This is a genomic window from Bradyrhizobium sp. Tv2a-2 (assembly GCF_000472425.1).
Lineage (GTDB): Bacteria > Pseudomonadota > Alphaproteobacteria > Rhizobiales > Xanthobacteraceae > Bradyrhizobium.
In genome coordinates, this window is record NZ_AXAI01000010.1 from 144,833 (window position 1) to 162,511 (window position 17,679).

Annotated in this window: 15 protein-coding genes; 7 read left to right on the plus strand and 8 right to left on the minus strand. The window is 63.9% G+C overall.

Translation table 11 applies throughout. The features are described from left to right. Position 1: 1 nt before the first annotated feature. On the minus strand, positions 2 to 631 hold the full coding sequence (locus A3AI_RS0122015; RefSeq protein ID WP_024517649.1) for a glutathione S-transferase family protein: 630 nt from the start codon (positions 629 to 631) through the stop codon (positions 2 to 4). Positions 632 to 785: 154 nt separating this feature from the next. Between A3AI_RS0122015 and A3AI_RS0122020 the strand changes: the two genes are divergently transcribed. Then, positions 786 to 1,082, plus strand: coding sequence for a hypothetical protein (locus tag A3AI_RS0122020; protein ID WP_024517650.1), 297 nt, complete (start codon positions 786 to 788; stop codon positions 1,080 to 1,082). A gap of 176 nt (positions 1,083 to 1,258) precedes the next feature. On the opposite strand, the gene glpK is transcribed toward A3AI_RS0122020, so the two are convergent. The 7 genes from glpK to A3AI_RS0122060 form a co-directional block, all read right to left on the minus strand. Continuing rightward, on the minus strand, positions 1,259 to 2,764 hold the full coding sequence (gene glpK / locus A3AI_RS0122030; RefSeq protein ID WP_024517651.1) for a glycerol kinase GlpK: 1,506 nt from the start codon (positions 2,762 to 2,764) through the stop codon (positions 1,259 to 1,261). Positions 2,765 to 2,944: 180 nt separating this feature from the next. Next, positions 2,945 to 3,718, minus strand: a complete 774-nt coding sequence (locus A3AI_RS0122035; protein ID WP_024517652.1) for an SDR family NAD(P)-dependent oxidoreductase — start codon at positions 3,716 to 3,718, stop codon at positions 2,945 to 2,947. A gap of 130 nt (positions 3,719 to 3,848) precedes the next feature. After that, a complete protein-coding gene (gene pimD / locus A3AI_RS0122040) occupies positions 3,849 to 4,991 on the minus strand; it encodes a pimeloyl-CoA dehydrogenase small subunit (protein WP_024517653.1) in 1,143 nt (380 codons plus the stop codon). Between the two features lie 153 nt (positions 4,992 to 5,144). Then, positions 5,145 to 6,332, minus strand: coding sequence for a pimeloyl-CoA dehydrogenase large subunit (gene pimC, locus A3AI_RS0122045; protein ID WP_024517654.1), 1,188 nt, complete (start codon positions 6,330 to 6,332; stop codon positions 5,145 to 5,147). 136 nt (positions 6,333 to 6,468) lie between these two features. Continuing rightward, on the minus strand, positions 6,469 to 7,656 hold the full coding sequence (locus tag A3AI_RS0122050) for an acetyl-CoA C-acyltransferase (RefSeq protein ID WP_024517655.1): 1,188 nt from the start codon (positions 7,654 to 7,656) through the stop codon (positions 6,469 to 6,471). Further along, positions 7,653 to 9,344 (minus strand): dicarboxylate--CoA ligase PimA, encoded by a 1,692-nt coding sequence (pimA, locus tag A3AI_RS0122055; RefSeq protein WP_024517656.1) that lies wholly within the window; start codon positions 9,342 to 9,344, stop codon positions 7,653 to 7,655. The genes A3AI_RS0122050 and pimA overlap by 4 nt, the downstream gene beginning before the upstream one ends. A gap of 91 nt (positions 9,345 to 9,435) precedes the next feature. Further along, a complete protein-coding gene (locus tag A3AI_RS0122060; protein WP_024517657.1) occupies positions 9,436 to 11,532 on the minus strand; it encodes a 3-hydroxyacyl-CoA dehydrogenase NAD-binding domain-containing protein in 2,097 nt (698 codons plus the stop codon). Between the two features lie 153 nt (positions 11,533 to 11,685). On the opposite strand from A3AI_RS0122060, the gene A3AI_RS0122065 reads away from it, so the two are divergent. The 6 genes from A3AI_RS0122065 to A3AI_RS0122090 all read left to right on the plus strand — a co-directional run bounded on the left by A3AI_RS0122065 (position 11,686) and on the right by A3AI_RS0122090 (position 17,485). Beyond that, a complete protein-coding gene (locus tag A3AI_RS0122065; RefSeq protein ID WP_024517658.1) occupies positions 11,686 to 12,558 on the plus strand; it encodes an IclR family transcriptional regulator in 873 nt (290 codons plus the stop codon). A 72-nt stretch (positions 12,559 to 12,630) separates the two neighbouring features. Continuing rightward, positions 12,631 to 13,428 (plus strand): ABC transporter ATP-binding protein, encoded by a 798-nt coding sequence (locus A3AI_RS0122070; RefSeq protein WP_024517659.1) that lies wholly within the window; start codon positions 12,631 to 12,633, stop codon positions 13,426 to 13,428. Continuing rightward, on the plus strand, positions 13,425 to 14,138 hold the full coding sequence (locus tag A3AI_RS0122075; RefSeq protein WP_024517660.1) for an ABC transporter ATP-binding protein: 714 nt from the start codon (positions 13,425 to 13,427) through the stop codon (positions 14,136 to 14,138). The genes A3AI_RS0122070 and A3AI_RS0122075 overlap by 4 nt, the downstream gene beginning before the upstream one ends. A gap of 13 nt (positions 14,139 to 14,151) precedes the next feature. Next, positions 14,152 to 15,030 (plus strand): branched-chain amino acid ABC transporter permease, encoded by an 879-nt coding sequence (locus A3AI_RS0122080; protein WP_024517661.1) that lies wholly within the window; start codon positions 14,152 to 14,154, stop codon positions 15,028 to 15,030. A gap of 2 nt (positions 15,031 to 15,032) precedes the next feature. Further along, positions 15,033 to 16,052, plus strand: a complete 1,020-nt coding sequence (locus tag A3AI_RS0122085) for a branched-chain amino acid ABC transporter permease (RefSeq protein ID WP_024517662.1) — start codon at positions 15,033 to 15,035, stop codon at positions 16,050 to 16,052. Positions 16,053 to 16,261: 209 nt separating this feature from the next. Next, positions 16,262 to 17,485, plus strand: a complete 1,224-nt coding sequence (locus tag A3AI_RS0122090; protein WP_024517663.1) for an ABC transporter substrate-binding protein — start codon at positions 16,262 to 16,264, stop codon at positions 17,483 to 17,485. Positions 17,486 to 17,679 lie beyond the last annotated feature (194 nt).

The following is a 17,679-nucleotide window of genomic DNA, read 5'->3' on the forward strand; positions in this document are numbered from 1 at the left end:
ATCACCGCTTCGGCGGCGAGAGCGGCTGCACGATTTCCTTGAACACCGGCAGCGCCTCGCACATCGAGGAATGTGCTGACAGTGCGGGATACGCCTGTGGCGTGAACAGATGCGAATGTGCCTCAACGGTGAAGCGCAACACGCAGGCAAGCGCGATGTCGGAATGGCCGATGCCCGCGCCGAACAGATAGGGCGTCGTCGCAGCGTCGCGCGCCTGCTCCAGCGCATCCAGCGCGCCCTTGATCTGCGCCTCGCAGCGATCGACCCACAGCGCGAGCTTTTCCTTGCGCAGTGCGCTTTCGTAGACGAGGCTCACAGACTTGTCGCCGAGCCCGGTCGCAAGTGCGATGATGCGCAAGTGCCGACGCCGCTCGATCCCCTTGGCGGCGATCATCGCCCTGTCCGTCCCGACCAGCTCGTCGAGATAATCGATGATCGCGGTGGAATCGATCAGAGCCTCGCCGTCGTCGAGCACCAGGGTCGGCACCCGCCTGAGCGGATTATAGGGCGCGATCTTCTCGGCATCGCCGAAGGTCGACCACGGCTTGTGATCGAACTTCAGTCCGTAAAGCCGCATCGCGATCGCGACCCGGCGGACGAACGGAGAGTCGTATTGGCCGATCAGGAACATGGTGTGCACTCTCTGTTGGTCGCGCCAGTCTGTCATACCCCGCGCAGGCGGCATATCGAGAACGCTGCCGCTTGCCTCATGACGGATTTTTAACTGGCGGCCTTCCGCGAATCAGCCGCTAGATGGCCACAGCCGGCCATAGGAAAGCGAACTCATGTCGCGCCATCACATCCTGCCGCCGATTGTCTACACGCCCGAGCCGCCCAAGCCGAAGGAAGCCAGGCGCCGCCGCCGCGTTGGCTACGCGCAAAGCGCGGATACCACGGATGAGGCCACGGAGGTCGACGAGGCTGGGACGGCCGCGCCGGTCTACGACGCCGCGCTCCCGCAGCATTCAAGGCCGGTTGAGGCCGTCGAACGGCGAGCTTCCTCCACCACCGGCAAGCTCAGCGAGGATACGCTGAAGGCCCTGCTGGCGGTGCAGGAGGAGAGCGGACAGGGTGTGGATTGATCCGAGGCGGCCGACTCACGCGATAGCTCTCTCCACGTCATGGCCGGGCTTGTCCCGGCCATCCACGTCGGGCCACGCACGCGGAAAGACGTGGATGCCCGGGACAAGCCCGGGCATGACGGCGGTGCATGTGGCAATCAGAAAGAATACGACGCGCGTGACTGAAAAAGAGTGCCCTATTCCCCCGCATCGCTCGCCAGCACGCCCTTCACCGCCTTCGCCCAGCCCTTCAGCTTCCGCTCGCGCGTGGCTGCGCTCATGTTGGGCTTGAAGCGGTGCTCGAGGCGCCAGTTGTCGGCGAATTTGGCGGGCTCGGGATAGACGCCTGCGCACAGACCGGCGAGATAGGCAGCGCCTAACGCGGTTGTCTCCTGGATCATCGGCCGATCGACCGGGGCGTTCAGCAAATCCGCAAGGCGCTGCATGGTCCAGTCCGAGGCCGTCATGCCGCCGTCGACGCGGAGCACGATGTTGGCGGCTGCTTTCGCCTCGGGCCAGTCGGCGCGCATCGCTTCCCAGAGATCGAAGGTCTGGTAGCAGACGCTCTCAAGGGTGGCATGTGCGAGCTCGGCGGGGCCGGTATTCCGCGTGAGCCCGAACAGCGCGCCGCGCGCGTTCGGCCGCCAATAGGGCGCGCCCATTCCGACAAAGGCCGGCACCAGATAGACGCTCTGGGTAGAATCGGATTTGTCGGCGAGCGGGCCGGTCTCGGCGGCCTGCTTGATGATGCCGAGCCCGTCGCGCAGCCATTGCACCGCGGAGCCCGCGACGAAGATCGAACCTTCCAGCGCGTAGGTGCGCTTTCCCCCGAGCTGGTAGGCGATGGTGGTGAGCAGCTTGTTCTTCGAGGCGACCGGCGTCGATCCGGTGTTGAGCAGCGCGAAGCAGCCGGTGCCGTAGGTCGATTTCATCATGCCGGGCGTGAAGCAGGCCTGGCCAATGGTCGCGGCCTGCTGGTCGCCGGCGATGCCTGAGATCGGGATTGCGCCGCCAAAGAGATCAGGCACGCTTTCGCCGAACCTTGCGGAGGAATCCTTCACCTCGGGCAGCATCGAGCGTGGCACGCGCAGGATCTTCAACAGCTCGTCGTCCCACTGCCCGGTGTGAATGTTGAACAGCAGCGAGCGCGAGGCGTTGGTGGCGTCGGTCGCATGAACCTTGCCGCCGGTGAGTCGCCACAGCAGATAGCAATCGACCGTACCGAACAACAGCTCGCCGCGCTCGGCGCGCTGGCGCAGGCCCGGAACCTGGTCGAGGATCCAGGCGACTTTGGTGCCGGAGAAATAGGGATCGATGATCAGGCCGGTCTTTTGCGAGACCAGCGGCTCATAGCCTTCGGCCTTGAGCTGGGCGCAGATATCGGCGGTGCGGCGGTCCTGCCAGACGATGGCGCGGTGCACGGCCTGGCCGGTGGCACGATCCCACACCACGGTGGTCTCGCGCTGGTTGGTGATGCCGATCGCGGCGATGTCGCGCGCCTTCAGCCCCGCCTTTTCCAGTGCATCGCGGCAGGTGATGACGGTCGAGGTCCAGATGTCCTCCGGCTCGTGCTCGACCCAGCCCGAGGCCGGGAAATGCTGCGGAAACTCCTGCTGCGCCACTGCGGCGATGGAGATGTCGCTGCGAAACACGATGGCGCGCGAGGAGGTGGTGCCCTGATCGATGGCCAGCACAAAGGACATGGAAGCTTACCTTGGCGTTTGTCCCGTTGACGGGGAGGCTTGTTGTGTCGCGCCAAGGAAAGGGGATTGGACGGGGAAGGTCAATATCTCCGAGTCGTCCCGGCGCGCGCCGGGACCCATGACGCCCCAGGGAGCCGTTATTGCGAAGAACGGCGTAACTTAGGATCGGTGCGCGTGATCCTACACCGCCGCCGTCGTCACGCCGCCATCGACCACGATGGTCTGGCCGGTCATAAATGTCGAAGCATCCGAGGCCAAATAGGCGACCGCACCGGCGATCTCGTCGGGCTCGCCGATGCGGCGAAGGGGTGTGGTGGCGCAGCGGTGTTTCAGGCGCTCCTCGTCTTCCCAGAGCGCGCGGGCGAAATCGGTCTTGACCAGGCCCGGCGCGACGCAATTGACGCGCACGCCCTTCGGACCCCATTCGCCGGCGAGGCTGCGGCACAGCGCGAAGTCGGCGGCCTTGGAGATGCCATAGGCGCCGATCACGGTCGAGCCGCGCAGGCCGCCGATTGAGGAGATGATCACGACCGAGCCCTTGCCGCGCGCCGCCATCTGCGGGATCGCGAGCGAAGAGAGCCAGATGTTGCTCTTGACGTTACTGCCCATGATCTTGTCGAAGGCCTCATCCGTAATGTCGAGCAGCGGGCCGTAATAGGGATTGACCGCGGCGTTGCAGACGAGGATGTCGATCTTGCCGTAATGCTTGGTCGCGCCCGAGATCAGCGCCTCGACCTCATTGCGGCGAGCGATATTGCAGGCAATGACATGCGCATCGCCGCCGGCCTTGCGGATGCCATCCGCCACTGCCTCGCAGGCATCGGCCTTGCGGCTGGAGATTATGACCTTGGCGCCGAGTTGCGCCAGCAGCTCAGCCGACGAGCGGCCGATGCCGCGGCTTGAACCGGTAATGACGGCGACCTGGCCGGTGAGGTCGAACGGGGTGTTTTTCATGTTGTTTGCTCCCGGGGATTTCGTCATTCCGGGGCACGCGCCAAAGCGCGTGGACCCGGAATCCAGAGGTTGTGGCGCGAGATTTCCGCGTTCGCGCTTACGCGCGCCCCGGATGACGAGGGAGAGAGCCTTACACCAGCCCGCCGCCCTCGCTGACGCGGCGTAGATGATACTCCGTGTCACCGAAGGTGTTCTCGATCATGGTCAGCCGCTTGAAGTAGTGGCCGATCTTGGCCTCCATGGTCATGCCGATGCCGCCATGAAGCTGGATCGATTGCTGGCCGATGAACTTGCCTGACTTTCCGATCTGCACCTTGGCCGCGGCGATCGCGGTGGCGCGCTCTTTCGCATTGTCGAAATCGGCGGCCATGGTCGCGAACATCGACATCGAGCGGGCCTGCTCGAGAGCCACGAACATGTCGGCGGCGCGATGCTGCAAGCTCTGGAAGGTGCCGATCGCCACGCCGAACTGCTTGCGCGTTTTGATATACTCAACGGTGGTTTTCAGCGATTCATCCATCAGGCCGACTGCTTCGGCACACAGCGCGGTGCGCGCCTCGTCGACGACGCGCTCGATGAGCGGCAGGCCGTTCTCGGGATCGCCGATCACAGCGTCCGCGCCCACCTCTACACCGGTGAAAGTGATGTCGGCGGCATGCAGGCCGTCCTGAGTCGGATAGGCCTTCCTGGTCACGCCTTTTGCATCCGCGGGGACAAGGAAGATGCCGATGCCGGTCTTGTCGCGCTGGCCGCCCTTGGTGCGCGCGGTTACGATCAAGGTATCGGCGTTCTCGCCATTGAGGACGACGAACTTCTCTCCGTCGATCACCCAGCCGTTGCCCTTCTTCTTCGCCGATGTCGTGACATCGGACAGATCGTAGCGCGAGCCCTTCTCGAGCTGGGCGAAGGCAAGAGTCCTGCTGCCGTCGATGATGGCCGGAATGTGCGCGGCCTTCTGCGCGGCCGAGCCGCCGTGGCGCAGGAAGCCGCCGCCGATCACAACGGTCGCGAGATACGGCTCCAGCACCAGCGACTTGCCGAGCGCTTCCATCACGATCATGGTTTCCACGGCGCCCGCACCGAAGCCGCCGTCGCTTTCCGCGAACGGCAGGCCGAGCAGGCCCTGCTCGGCGAGCTTGGACCAGATGGCTCTGCTCCAGCCGCCCTTCTCTTTCATGTATTTCTTGCGCTGCTCGAAATCATAGGCGTCAGTGAGAAGTCCATCGACGCTTTCCTTGAGCAGCCGCTGCTCCTCGGACAAATCGAAATCCATGTGTCTTATTTCCTCATACCCGTCTAATTTTCACTCTGTCATTCCGGGACACGCGCCAAGCGCGTGGACCCGGAATCCAGAAGTTGCGGCGCGAGAGATTCTCAGGTGCGCAATTGCGCACCATAGTTCGCGCTTCGCGCCCCCGGAATGACATCAAAGCCCCAGCACCGCCTTGCAGATGATGTTGCGCTGGATCTCGTTGGAGCCGCCGTAGATCGAGACCTTGCGGTTGTTGAAATAGGTCGGCGCGATCTGCGCGGTCCAGTCCATCGCTTCGTTGGAATTGTCGGGATGCTCGTCATAGGGTGCGGCGAACGGCCCGATCACTTCCATCAGAAGCTCGGTGGTGGTCTGCTGGATCTCCGAGCCCTTGATCTTCAGCACCGAGGACGCCGGGTTGGGCTTGCCCTTGCCGTGCTTGCCTTCGTCGGCGACGACGCGCAGCTGCGTCAGCTCCAGTGCCTTGAGCTCGATCTCGCAGGCCGCGAACTTCTCGCGGAAGGCGGGATCTTCCAACACCGGGCGTCCGCCGGACTCGACCTTCGACGCCAGCTCCTTGATGCGGCGCAGGCGCTCCTTGGAGACGCCGACCCGAGCGATGCCGGTGCGCTCATTGCCGAGCAGGAATTTGGCGTAATCCCAGCCCTTGTTCTCCTCGCCGATGAGGTTCTCGTAAGGAACTTCGACGTCGTCGAAGAAGACCTCGTTGACCTCGTGGCCGCCGTCGATGGTCTGGATCGGGCGCACGGTAACGCCCTTCGACTTCATGCTGAACACGATGAAGGAGATGCCGGTCTGCTTCTTCGCGGCCGGATCAGTGCGGCAGAGGCAGAAGATCATGTCGGCGTGCTGGGCGAGCGTGGTCCAGGTCTTCTGGCCGTTGATGATCCACTTGTCGCCCTTGCGCTCGGCCTTGGTCTTGAGCGAGGCGAGGTCGGAGCCCGAGCCCGGCTCCGAGAAGCCCTGGCACCACCAGTCGTCGACACTGGCGATGCGCGGCAGGTACTTCTTCTTCTGCTCCTCATTGCCGAAGGTGTAGATGACCGGACCGACCATGCTGACGCCAAAGGCGAGCGGCTGCGGCGCCGGATAGCTCTGCAGCTCCTCGTTGAAGATGTAGTGCTGCACCGAGGTCCACCCCGTGCCGCCATATTCCTTCGGCCAGTGCGTGACGCCCCAACCCTTCTTGTTGAGGATGCGCCACCAGGTGACCATCTCGTCCTTGGAGAGGTGCCGGCCCTCGACCAGCTTGCGCCGTGTCTCCGGCGGAACATTGTCGCGGAAGAACTGCCGCACGTCCTCGCGGAACGCCTGCTCTTCCTTGGTGAAGCTGAGATCCATCGGAGTCTCCTTTGAGCCTATAAATGGTTTGGCTCGTCATTCCGGGGCACGCAAAGCGTGAAGGCCGGAATCTCGCGCCACAATCTCTGGATTCCGGATCAGACGCTCTCGCGCCTGTCCGGAATGACGCAAGGCCTTACTGCAGCACCTCGAACAGGCCGGCTGCGCCCATGCCGCCGCCGACGCACATGGTGACGACGGCGTACTTCGCCTTGCGGCGGCGGCCTTCGATCAGCGCGTGGCCGGTCAGGCGCGCGCCCGACATGCCGTAGGGATGGCCGACCGCGATCGCGCCGCCATTGACGTTGATCTTCTCGGGGTCGATGCCGAGCTTGTCGCGGCAATAGAGCACCTGCACCGCGAAGGCTTCGTTGAGCTCCCAGAGACCGATGTCATCGACCTTCAGGCCATGACGCTTGAGAAGGCGCGGCACGGCAAAGACCGGACCGATGCCCATCTCGTCCGGCTCACAGCCATGGGCGACGAAGCCGCGGAAGATGCCGAGCGGCTTGAGGCCACGCTTGGCCGCTTCCTTGTCGCTCATGATCACGGAAGCCGAGGCGCCGTCCGAGAGCTGGCTGGCATTGCCGGCGGTGATGCAGAAGCCGTCGCCGCGCACCGGCTTCAGGCCGGCGAGGCCTTCGGCGGTGGTGTCGGGACGCGGACCCTCGTCCTGCGACAGCGTGATGTCCTTGAAGGACACGGCACCCGTCGCCTTGTCGGTCACTGCCATCTTGGTGGTGATCGGCGCGAGCTCATCCTTGAACTTGCCGCCCTGCTGTGCGGCGGCGACGCGGCGCTGGCTCTCCAGCGAATATTCGTCCTGGCGCTCGCGCGAGATGCTGTAGCGCTTGGCGACCACCTCCGCCGTGTCGATCATGGGCATGTAGACCTCGCCCTTGATCTCGAGCAGCGCCGGGTCCTGCGTATGGAACTTGTTGGCATGGTCGTTCTGCACGAGGCTGATCGACTCGCCGCCGCCGCCGACGGCGATCTCGACGCCGTCGAAGATCACCGAGCGCGCGGCCAGCGCGATCGCCTGCAGGCCCGAGGCGCACTGCCGGTCGATGGTGGTGCCGCCGACCGTCACCGGAAGCCCGGCGCGAAGCAGCGCCTTGCGCGCGATGTTGCCGCCGGTCGAGCCCTGCTGCAGGGCGGCGCCCATCACCACGTCCTCGACCTCCTTGGGATCGACATTGGCGCGCTTCACGGCTTCGCCGATGGCATGGCCAAGCAGGGTCGCGCCCTCGGTGACGTTGAGCGCGCCGCGATAGGCCTTGCCGATCGGCGTGCGGGCAGTGGAAACGATGACGGCATCGGTCATGAACGACCTCCTGTTGCGATTGGTTGTGTTGGTAGCGTTGGTTGGGAACTGGTCTGGTTGCGCAATTCGTAGCGTGAGAGCTTTCCGACCGGCGTGCGCGGCAGCTCGGCGACGAACTCCACCGCCGCCGGCAGCTCATGCTTGCCGACCTTGCCAGTGAGAAACGCGCGCAGCTCGTCGATCGAGACGGGCTGGGCGCCCTCGCGCAGCTTGATATAGGCCTTGGCCGCCTCGCCGCGGTAATCGTCGGGAATGCCGATCACGATCACCTCGTGCACGGACGGGTGGGTATAGATCGCCTGCTCGATCATCTGCGGATAGACGTTGAAGCCGCCGGAGATGATCATGTCCTTCTTGCGGTCGACCAGGAAGAAGAAACCGTCCGCATCCATGTAGCCGATATCACCGGTGAGGAAGCGGTCGCCGACAAAGGACTCCGCCGTCTCCTTGGGCTTGTTCCAATAGCCTTTGGTGACGTTCGGCCCCTGGATGCGGATCTCGCCGACCTCTCCGACGCCCAGCACCTTGGTGGGGTCATCGAGCGCAACCACGTCGAGTTCGATGCCAGGCAGCATCATGCCGATCGAGCCCGGTTTCTCCGGCTCGGTGTCGCAATGGGCGGTGCCTGGCGAACAGGTCTCGGTCATGCCCCAGCCGCTGCGGAGCTTCATGCCGACCCGCTGCTGCAGCACCTTGGCGACCTCGACCGGCAGCGGCGCGCCACCCGAGCCGGCAACGTGGAGTGAGGAGAAATCGCGCTTGTCGAGATCGGGCAATGCCGCGATCGCGATCCACATCGTGGGCACGCCGGGGAAATAGGTGGCGCGCTTGACCTCGATGTCGCGCATCACGGTCTCCGCGTCGAAGCGCTGGTGCAACGAGATCAGATTGCCGCGCCGGATTGAGGAGAGCAGCACGACGGTGAGCGCATAGATGTGGAACAGCGGCAGCACGCAGATCACGCGCTCGATGACGTCGCCGCGCCTGGCGCGGCCGGGCTTGCCCCATACGTCATAGATCGATACCGCGGAGGTGAGATTGCCATGCGAGAGCATTGCGCCCTTCGGCAGGCCGGTGGTGCCCCCGGTATATTGCAGCAGCGCAACGTCGTCAGGCGAAAGCGCGGGCCACTGTGCCGGTGGCGTCGCGCCGTCGACGAACTTCTTGAAGGTGATGACCGCGGGATCGTCGGGCAGCGGCATCTGCTTGGTGCCGACACTGCCCCAATGATCGTCCTCGCAGACGATCAGGCGATCGATCAGGCCCTTCTCCAGGAATTTCAGCGCGGTCACCAGCAAAGCCGCGAGGTTGCTGGTAACAAGCACGCGACTGCCGGAATCCGAAAGCTTGTGCGACAGCGCGATCTCGCCGTCGAGCGGCGACAAATGCGCCACCCGCGCGCCGGCCTTCAGCGCGCCGAAGAAATTGACCGGATGATCAGGCGTGTTGCCGAGGAACAGGGCGACAGACGCGCCCTTGCCGAGGCCCGCGCGCATGAAGGCACTGGCCGCGACTTCGACCATCCCCTCGAGCCCGGTGTAGGAGATCGGACGATCACGGAATTCAATGACGGTGCGAGAACCGAACTTCTGCGCCGCCTCCGACAACAGGCCGGGCACCGTGCCCTGGATGATCTCATCGTCCCAATGCACGCCTTCGGGATAAAACTGTTCGCCAGGATGGGTCATGGACAATTTCAGCGCGATACGATCAAGCGGCGGTCATTCCGGGAGCGCCAAGAGCGAACCCGGAATGACTTGTGGGGAAACTAACGGCTCATCAAGCAGCTTTCGACGCCGCGGCGAGCGACGCAAAACCCTTGCCTTCGGCGGCGAGGCGCTTCAGCAGCGGCGCCGGCTCGAGCGAGGGATCGTTGGTCTCCTTGGCGTAGAAGGCGAGACGATCGGCGATGTGCTTGAGGCCCACCTGGTCGGCCCAGAACATCGGGCCACCGCGATAGATCGGCCAGCCGTAGCCGTAGAGCCAGACCACGTCGATGTCGGACGGCCGCGCCGCGATGCCCTCTTCGAGGATCTTCGCGCCCTCGTTGATCATCGGATACATCATGCGCTCGAGGATCTCCTCGTCGCTCACCGCCCGGCGCTTGCGCCCCAGACGCGTCAGCGTCTCGTCGATCAGCTTCTCGACGTCGGGATCGGGCAGTGGCGAGCGGGAGCCGCCTTCATACTTGTAGTAGCCCTTGCCGGTCTTCTGGCCGAAGCGGCCGGCTTCGCACAGCGCGTCCGCGATCTCCGACTTGATGCCGCGGTCCTTGCGCGAGCGCCAGCCGATGTCGAGGCCGGCAAGGTCGCCCATCGCGAACGGCCCCATCGGCATGCCGAACTTTGTCACCACGGCATCGACCTGCTGCGGCAGCGCGCCTTCGAACAGGAGTTTCTCGGCCTGCTTGCCGCGCTGCGCCAGCATGCGGTTGCCGACGAAGCCGTCGCAGACGCCGACCACGGCCGGTACTTTTGCGATCTTGCGCGAGATCGAAACTGCCGTGACCAGCGCGTCAGGCGCGGTCTTCGCTCCGCGCACGATCTCGCACAGCTTCATGACGTTGGCGGGCGAGAAGAAGTGCATGCCCAGCACGTCCTGCGGACGCTTGGTCTGCTTGGCGATCTCGTCGATGTTCAGATAGGAGGTGTTGGAGGCGAGCACGGCGCCCGGCTTGGCGAACTGGTCGAGCTTGCCGAACACGTCCTTCTTGACCGCCATGGTCTCGAACACCGCCTCGATGATGAGGTCGGCGTCCTTCACATTCTCGAGCCCGACCTTGCCGTCGATCAGCGCCATGCGCTTGGCCGGCGCATCCGCCGGGATGCCCCCGCGCGCGGCGGTCGCCTCCCAGTTCTTCTGCATGATGCCCATGCCGCGCTTGAGCTGCTCATCGGCGGTCTCGATCAGAGTGACGGGGATGCCGGCATTGGCAAAGGACATCGCAATGCCGCCGCCCATGGTGCCGGCGCCGATGATGGCGACGCGCGCTACGTTGCGACCTTTTGTCCCCTCCGGCACGCCCGCGATCTTGGCCGCCTCGCGCTCGGCGAAGAAGGCGTAGCGCTGCGCCTTGGACTGGTCGCTGGCGACGAGTTTCAGAAAACCCTCGCGCTCCTTCTTCAACCCCTCGTCGAACGGCAGATCGATGGCAGCACCAACCGCATCAGCGGCCGCGAACGGCGCCTCCAGCCCGCGCGCCCGCTTGGTCATGGCGGCGACCGCATTGGTGAAGATCGAGCGGTCGGCCTTGGCCGCGGCGAGCTTGGCGTCGTCGTCGCGCAGCCTGCGCAGGGGACGCTTCTCAGCGAGCACCTTGCGCGCGAATGCTTCGCCGCCGGAGGCCGGCCCCTCGGCGATCTCCTCGATCAGCCCGTTCTTGAGCGCTTCAGCGGCCCCGATCGGATCGCCGCCGACGATCATCTTCACGGCAAGCTCGGGTCCCACCGCGCGCGGCAGGCGCTGCGTGCCGCCGGCACCGGGAAGCAGACCGAGTTTCACCTCGGGCAGGCCGAGCCTGGCGTCCTTGGTGGCGACGCGGAAATGGCACGCGAGCGCGACCTCGAGGCCGCCGCCGAGCGCTGTGCCGTGAATTGCGGCAACGATCGGTTTCGGCGAATTCTCCATCACCGAGAGCACTTCGTTAAGTCCCGGCGGCTTCGGCGGCTTGCCAAATTCGGTGATGTCTGCGCCGGCGATGAAGGTGCGGCCCGCGCAGGTCAACACGATGCCCTTGACCTCCGGATCGGCGATCGCGGCATTCATGCACTCGAGGATGCCGCCGCGCACCGCGGCGCTGAGCGCATTCACCGGCGGGCTGTTGACTGTGACGATGGCGATGATGTCTCGACGTTCGAGCTTGACGACTTCGCTCACGCTACACTCCTTGGCTCTCTCGCTTCGGCGGCTTCTCTCCGCTTCGGCTTATTTTGTTGATTTCGCACTGCGGAATTTAATTCCACATCTTGACGTGAGGGTTATTTTGAAGCACGTCCGTTGTCAACGCCTCCACGCAAGTAGCAGCTATCAATGAAGCGTACAGGGAAGAAACCAGCGACCGATCGCAATTTCGTCGTCGCGCTCTCCCGTGGACTCGACGTCTTGCGCGCATTCCAACCCCATGACGGGCTTCTGGGCAATCAGGAGATCGCGGCCCGCACCAACTTGCCCAAGCCGACCGTTTCCCGGCTCACTTACACATTGACCAAGCTCGGTTATCTTACGCCGGTCCCGCGCTTTGAGAAGTACAAGCTCGCGCCCGCGGTGATGGCGCTCGGCTATGCAGCATTGGCCAATCTGGGGGTGGGCCGCCTCTCCGAGCCGTTCCGCCAAGAACTTATGCGGCAGACCGGGGGCGCCTGCGCAGTCGGCGGCCGCGACCGCCACAGCATGATCTATTTCGGGCAGGCCAGGAGCGACCTGACGGTCGGGGTTCAACTCGACGTCGGCTCCCGGATACCTATTGCAACCACGGCGATGGGCCGGGCCTACATCTGGGCGCTGCCCGACGACGAGCGCGCCATTTTATTGCGCGAACTGCGCGAGCACTACGGCAGCCGCTGGCCCAAAATGCGCGACGGTATCGAGCGTTCCGGTGAAACAATCGCGAAACATGGTTTTGCGATGTCTGCCGGCGAGTGGCAGAACGACGTCCATGCGGTCGGCGTTGCACTAAAGTTAAATGACGGAACAGGGCCTTATGCGTTTAACTGCGGGGCGCCGGCATTCCGGTTCACGGAAGAACGCCTGCTCAACGATATTGGACCGCGCCTGATCGCGATGGTAAGGAACATCGAAGCAGCCTTGGTCGGCATCGCACCGCCGGCGCAATCAAAAAAACAACAAAGCAAGAACGGGAAACCAGGAGGGAAAATTGCTCGCGTGGCCGAAGGGATCAGGTAGGCTTCATCGCAAGGACGTGCGAAAATTTTCGCCCGCCAGTTCCGTCCCTGTCTGGCACACGGGCGGGACACGATGACGCAGGCACAGCTCGCGCAGGGACAGGATCCCCTGCTCGCCGTTCGCGACGTCAGCGTCGTGTTCGGTGGCATCGTCGCACTGAACGGCGTCTCCTTCAACATGCACAAGGGTCAGGTCCTCGGCCTGATCGGTCCCAACGGCGCCGGCAAAACCACCCTGTTCAACTGCCTCTCCCGGCTCTACCAGCCGTCCTCCGGCGACATCCTGATGGAGGGACAGAGCATCCTGAAGCGGCCGCCGCACCGGATCGCCGAGATCGGCATCGGCCGCACCTTCCAGAACGTCGCGCTGTTCGCCAACCTCTCGGTGATGGACAATGTCCGCATCGGCGCCCATTCCAAGACCTCGAGCGACATCATCAGCGACTCGCTCAGGCTCGCCTGGGTCCGGCGCAGCGAGGTTGCGGTCAACAAGAAGGTGCACGAGCTCCTCGCCTATCTGGACCTCGAGGACGTCGCCCACACCACCGTGGCGGGCCTGCCGTTCGGCACCCAGAAGCGTGTGGAACTGGCGCGCGCGCTCGCGACCGACCCCAAGATCCTGCTGCTCGACGAGCCGGCAGGCGGCCTCAACCATGAAGAGGTCCACGTGCTCGGCGACCTGATCCGCCGCATCCGCAACGAGCGCCATGTCACCGTGCTGCTGGTCGAGCACCACATGGGGCTCGTGATGTCGATCGCCGACCATGTCGTGGCGCTCAATTTCGGCCGCAAGCTCGCGGAAGGAACGCCCGCGCAGGTGCAGGCCGATCCCGACGTCATCAAGGCCTATCTCGGGAGCAAGGACCAATGACGACGCTGTTGAACGTCAGGGACCTGCGCGCCTATTACGGCCAGGTGCAGGCCCTGCATGGGCTGAGCTTCTCGCTCAACGAAGGCAGCCTCACCACGCTGCTCGGGGCCAACGGCGCCGGCAAGACCACGACCTTGCGCGCGATCTGCAACATGGTGCGCTCGACCGGCGCGATCGAGTTCGAGGGCGCGCCGCTCACCAGCCGTTCGACCGAAAACATCGTGCGGCTCGGCATCGCCCATGTGCCGCAGGGCCGCGGCACCTTCACCACCATGACGGTGGAGGAAAACCTGCAGCTCGGGGCCATCACGCGGCGCGACAAGGCCGGCATCGTCTCCGACATCGAGCGGATGTATGCCTATTTCCCGGTGCTCAAGCAGCGTTACACCCAGCAGGCCGGCACGCTCTCCGGCGGCGAGCAGCAGATGCTCGCGGTCGCCCGCGCGCTGATGCTGCGGCCGCGGCTGATGCTGCTCGATGAGCCCTCTTTCGGGCTCGCGCCGCTCGTCGTGCGCGACCTCTTCAAGATCCTCGGCAAGATCAATCGCGAGGAGAAGGTTTCGATCCTGGTGGTCGAGCAGAACGCGCAGCTCGCGCTCGAGCTCGCCGACCAGGCCTATGTGATCGAGACCGGCCGCATCGTGATGTCGGGGGCGGCCCAAGAGATCGCCAACGACGAGAACGTCCGCAAGTCCTATCTGGGCTATTGAGGGAACGAGGGCAATGGAGCTATTCAGCAACCAAATCCTGGCGGGCATCTCCACCGGCGCGATTTACGCCTGCATGGCGCTCGCGGTGGTCATGATCTACCAGGCGATCGACCATCTCAATTTCGCGCAGGGCGAAATGGCGATGTTCTCGACCTTCATCTCCTGGCAGATGATGCAATGGGGCATACCCTATTGGGCCGCCTTCTTCCTCACCATCGGCCTTTCCTTCGTTGCCGGCATCGCCATCGAGCGCATCCTGTTCAAGCCGCTGGCGAAGGCGCCGGTGCTGACCAACGTCGCCGGCTTCATCGCGCTATATTCGATCATCAACTCCTCCGCCGGGCTGATCTGGGACTTCACCATCAAGCAATATCCGACACCGTTCGGTTCTGCCCCCTTCCTAGGCAGCCAGCTTATCTCGACCCACCAGGCCGGCATGATCGGAGTCACCATCCTGCTCCTGATCGGGCTCTATTTCTTCTTCCAGTACACCCGCGTTGGCCTGGCGATGCGTGCGGCCGCGTCGCTGCCCGAATCGGCACGGCTGGTCGGCATCAACACGAGCTGGATGATCGCGCTCGGCTGGGGCATGGCGTCGGCAATCGGCGCCATCGCCGGCATGCTGATCGCGCCAGTGGTATTCCTGGAGCCGAACATGATGGGCGGCGTCCTGATCTACGGCTTTGCCGCAGCCGTGCTCGGCGGCCTGACCAGCCCGCTCGGCGCCGTGGTCGGCGGCTTTTTGGTCGGCATCTTCGAGAACCTCGCCGGCACCTACATCCCGGGCGTCGGCAACGAGCTGAAGCTGCCGATTGCGCTCGCGTTGATCATTTCCGTCCTGGTCGTCAAACCTGCCGGTCTGTTCGGCCGTGCCATCGTGAAGCGAGTCTGATCATGAGCGCTGCTGTCGAGGAAGTCGTAACCGAAGCACCAGCCGTCGAAGCCGTCCCCAAGCGCGCCATGACACTCGGCACCGGCACGTCGCTGGTCGTGTTGGCGCTGTTGATCCTGGCGCCGCTGGTCGTGAAGAATTTCGTCATCTTCCAGCTCACGATGCTGCTGGTCTATGGCCTGGCAGTCTTGGCATTGAACATCCTGACCGGCGGGAGCGGCCAATTCTCGCTCGGCCAGAGCGCGTTCTACGCCGTGGGCGCCTACACGTCCGCGGTCCTGATGGAGCAATACAACGTCAACTATGCGCTGACGCTGCCGATCTCGGGTATCCTGTGCTTTGCGGTCGGCTTCCTGTTCGGCCAGCCGGCGCTGCGGCTCTCCGGTGTCTACCTCGCGCTCGCAACGTTTGCGCTCGCAACCGCCATGCCGCAGCTGCTCAAGCTCAACTTCCTGGAGCCCTGGACGGGCGGCGTGCAGGGCCTGGTCGTGACCAAGCCCGACGCGCCGTTCGGCCTGCCGATGTCGCAGGACATGTGGCTCTATTATTTCACACTGGCGATCACCATTGCGATCTATGTCGGCGCGGTGAACCTGTTGCGCTCGCGCTCGGGCAGAGCCTTCATGGCTATCCGCGACAATGAGATCGCGGCATCCGCCATGGGCATCGACGTCGCGCTGTACAAGACGCTGGCCTTCGGCGTGTCCGCCGGGATCACCGGCATCGCCGGCTCGCTCGGCGCCATCGTCGTGCAATTCGTCGCGCCCGACAGCTACACCATCGGGCTCGCGATCCAGCTATTCCTCGGCATGGTGGTCGGCGGCGTCGGCTGGCTGCCAGGGTCGATCGTGGGCGCCGCCTTCATCATCTTCGTGCCCAACATGGCGGAGAACATCTCCAAGGGCCTGTCGGGCGCCGTGTTCGGCGTGCTGCTGTTCCTTGTCATCTTCGTGGTGCCGCATGGCGCGCGACAGGTCGCGATCTTCTGTCAGCAGACGGTCGCAAAGTTCCGGAAGAGATAGAGCCCGGATTGAGGTCCGGCGACAAACGAAGGATCACCTCTCCCAAAGGGAGAGGTCGATTTGCGTAGCAAATCGGGTGAGGGGTTATGGTCCCTCGATACAGCTGCGGCCCTCCACCCGGCGCTATGCGCCGACCTCTCCCCGCTGGGGAGAGGTGCAAGGAGCCTGCGGACGGATCAACCTGTGAACCTACATCCAATCGAGGAGACATGATGTTCGTTGAAAAACTGAAGATCGCTGCGCTTGCGACAGCGGCAGTTGTTTTGATGTCCGGCACGGCGCTGGCACAGAAGAAATACGACACCGGCGCCACCGACACCGAGATCAAAATCGGCAACATCATGCCCTATAGCGGTCCCGCCTCGGCCTACGGCGTCATCGGCAAGACCGAGCAGGCCTATTTCAACAAGATCAACGCCGAGGGCGGCATCAACGGCCGCAAGATCAACTTCATCTCCTACGATGACGCCTACAGCCCGCCGAAGGCGGTGGAGCAGACGCGCAAGCTCGTCGAGAGCGACGAGGTGCTCCTGATGTTCAACCCGCTCGGCACGCCTTCGAACTCGGCAATCCAGAGGTATCTCAACTCCAAGAAGATCCCGCAGCTGTTCGTCGCCACCGGCGCCAGCAAGTGGAACGATCCGAAGGATTTCCCCTGGACCATGGGCTGGCAGCCTTCCTACCAGAGCGAAGCGCATATCTATGCGAAATATTTGCTCAAGGAGAAGCCGGACGCCAAGATCGGCGTGCTCTACCAGAACGACGATTTCGGTAAGGACTATCTGAAAGGCCTGAAGGACGGCCTCGGCGCCAAGGCGTCGATGATCACGGCCGAAGAGAGCTATGAGACCTCAGAACCTTCGATCGACGGCCATATCGTCAAGCTGAAGGCCGCCGGCGTCGATGTGTTCGTCTCCATCACCACGCCGAAATTCGCCGCGCAAGCGATCAAGAAGCTTGCCGAGATGGACTGGCATCCGCTCCACATCGTCTCCAACGTCTCGGCTTCGGTCGGCGGCGTGATCAAGCCCGCGGGCTTCGAAAATTCGCAAGGCATCCTGTCGGCGGCCTACGCCAAGGACGGCGCGGACTCGCAGTGGGACAACGATCCCGGCATGCAGAAGTTCTACGCCTTCCTGAAGGAATACTATCCCGAGGGCAACCGGCTCGACGGCTCCGTGGTGTATGGCTACGGCGCGGCGCAAACCATGGTCCAGGTCTTGAAGCAGGCCGGCGACGACCTGACCCGTGCCAATGTGATGAAGCAGGCGGCGAGCCTGAAGAATTTCACGCCCGACACACTCTTGCCCGGCATCAAGATCAACACCTCGCCAACCGATTATGCCCCGATCAAGCAACTGCAGATGATGCGGTTCAAGGGCGAGAAGTGGGAGCTGTTCGGCGACATCATCAATGACGAGCTGGGCAATTAAGGCCCGGTATTAACCCTTGAGGCGGCGCAATCTTCCGCGTCCCTTAGACTAAATTCCNCCCCCTGCGAGCCGCTCGCAGGGGGCTTTTTGTTGCTGGCCTTCCGCGGCGGGTGTTGAATGGCGGCGGGACGCGTTCGGGGGGACGCGCCTCCCAACAGGTGGACGCGTCAGCGAACGCATCCCGACAAAGCGGG

Coding starts and splice junctions, on each gene's coding strand:
- A3AI_RS0122075 (WP_024517660.1), top strand. CDS start 13,425: ATGACGACGCTGTTGAACGTCAGGGACCTGCGCGCCTATTACGGCCAG.
- A3AI_RS0122015 (WP_024517649.1), bottom strand. CDS start 631: ATGTTCCTGATCGGCCAATACGACTCTCCGTTCGTCCGCCGGGTCGCG.
- pimD (WP_024517653.1), bottom strand. CDS start 4,991: ATGGATTTCGATTTGTCCGAGGAGCAGCGGCTGCTCAAGGAAAGCGTC.
- A3AI_RS0122085 (WP_024517662.1), top strand. CDS start 15,033: ATGAGCGCTGCTGTCGAGGAAGTCGTAACCGAAGCACCAGCCGTCGAA.
- pimA (WP_024517656.1), bottom strand. CDS start 9,344: ATGACCCATCCTGGCGAACAGTTTTATCCCGAAGGCGTGCATTGGGAC.
- glpK (WP_024517651.1), bottom strand. CDS start 2,764: ATGTCCTTTGTGCTGGCCATCGATCAGGGCACCACCTCCTCGCGCGCC.
- A3AI_RS0122090 (WP_024517663.1), top strand. CDS start 16,262: ATGATGTTCGTTGAAAAACTGAAGATCGCTGCGCTTGCGACAGCGGCA.
- A3AI_RS0122065 (WP_024517658.1), top strand. CDS start 11,686: ATGAAGCGTACAGGGAAGAAACCAGCGACCGATCGCAATTTCGTCGTC.
- A3AI_RS0122070 (WP_024517659.1), top strand. CDS start 12,631: ATGACGCAGGCACAGCTCGCGCAGGGACAGGATCCCCTGCTCGCCGTT.
- A3AI_RS0122020 (WP_024517650.1), top strand. CDS start 786: ATGTCGCGCCATCACATCCTGCCGCCGATTGTCTACACGCCCGAGCCG.
- A3AI_RS0122050 (WP_024517655.1), bottom strand. CDS start 7,656: ATGACCGATGCCGTCATCGTTTCCACTGCCCGCACGCCGATCGGCAAG.
- A3AI_RS0122080 (WP_024517661.1), top strand. CDS start 14,152: ATGGAGCTATTCAGCAACCAAATCCTGGCGGGCATCTCCACCGGCGCG.
- pimC (WP_024517654.1), bottom strand. CDS start 6,332: ATGGATCTCAGCTTCACCAAGGAAGAGCAGGCGTTCCGCGAGGACGTG.
- A3AI_RS0122035 (WP_024517652.1), bottom strand. CDS start 3,718: ATGAAAAACACCCCGTTCGACCTCACCGGCCAGGTCGCCGTCATTACC.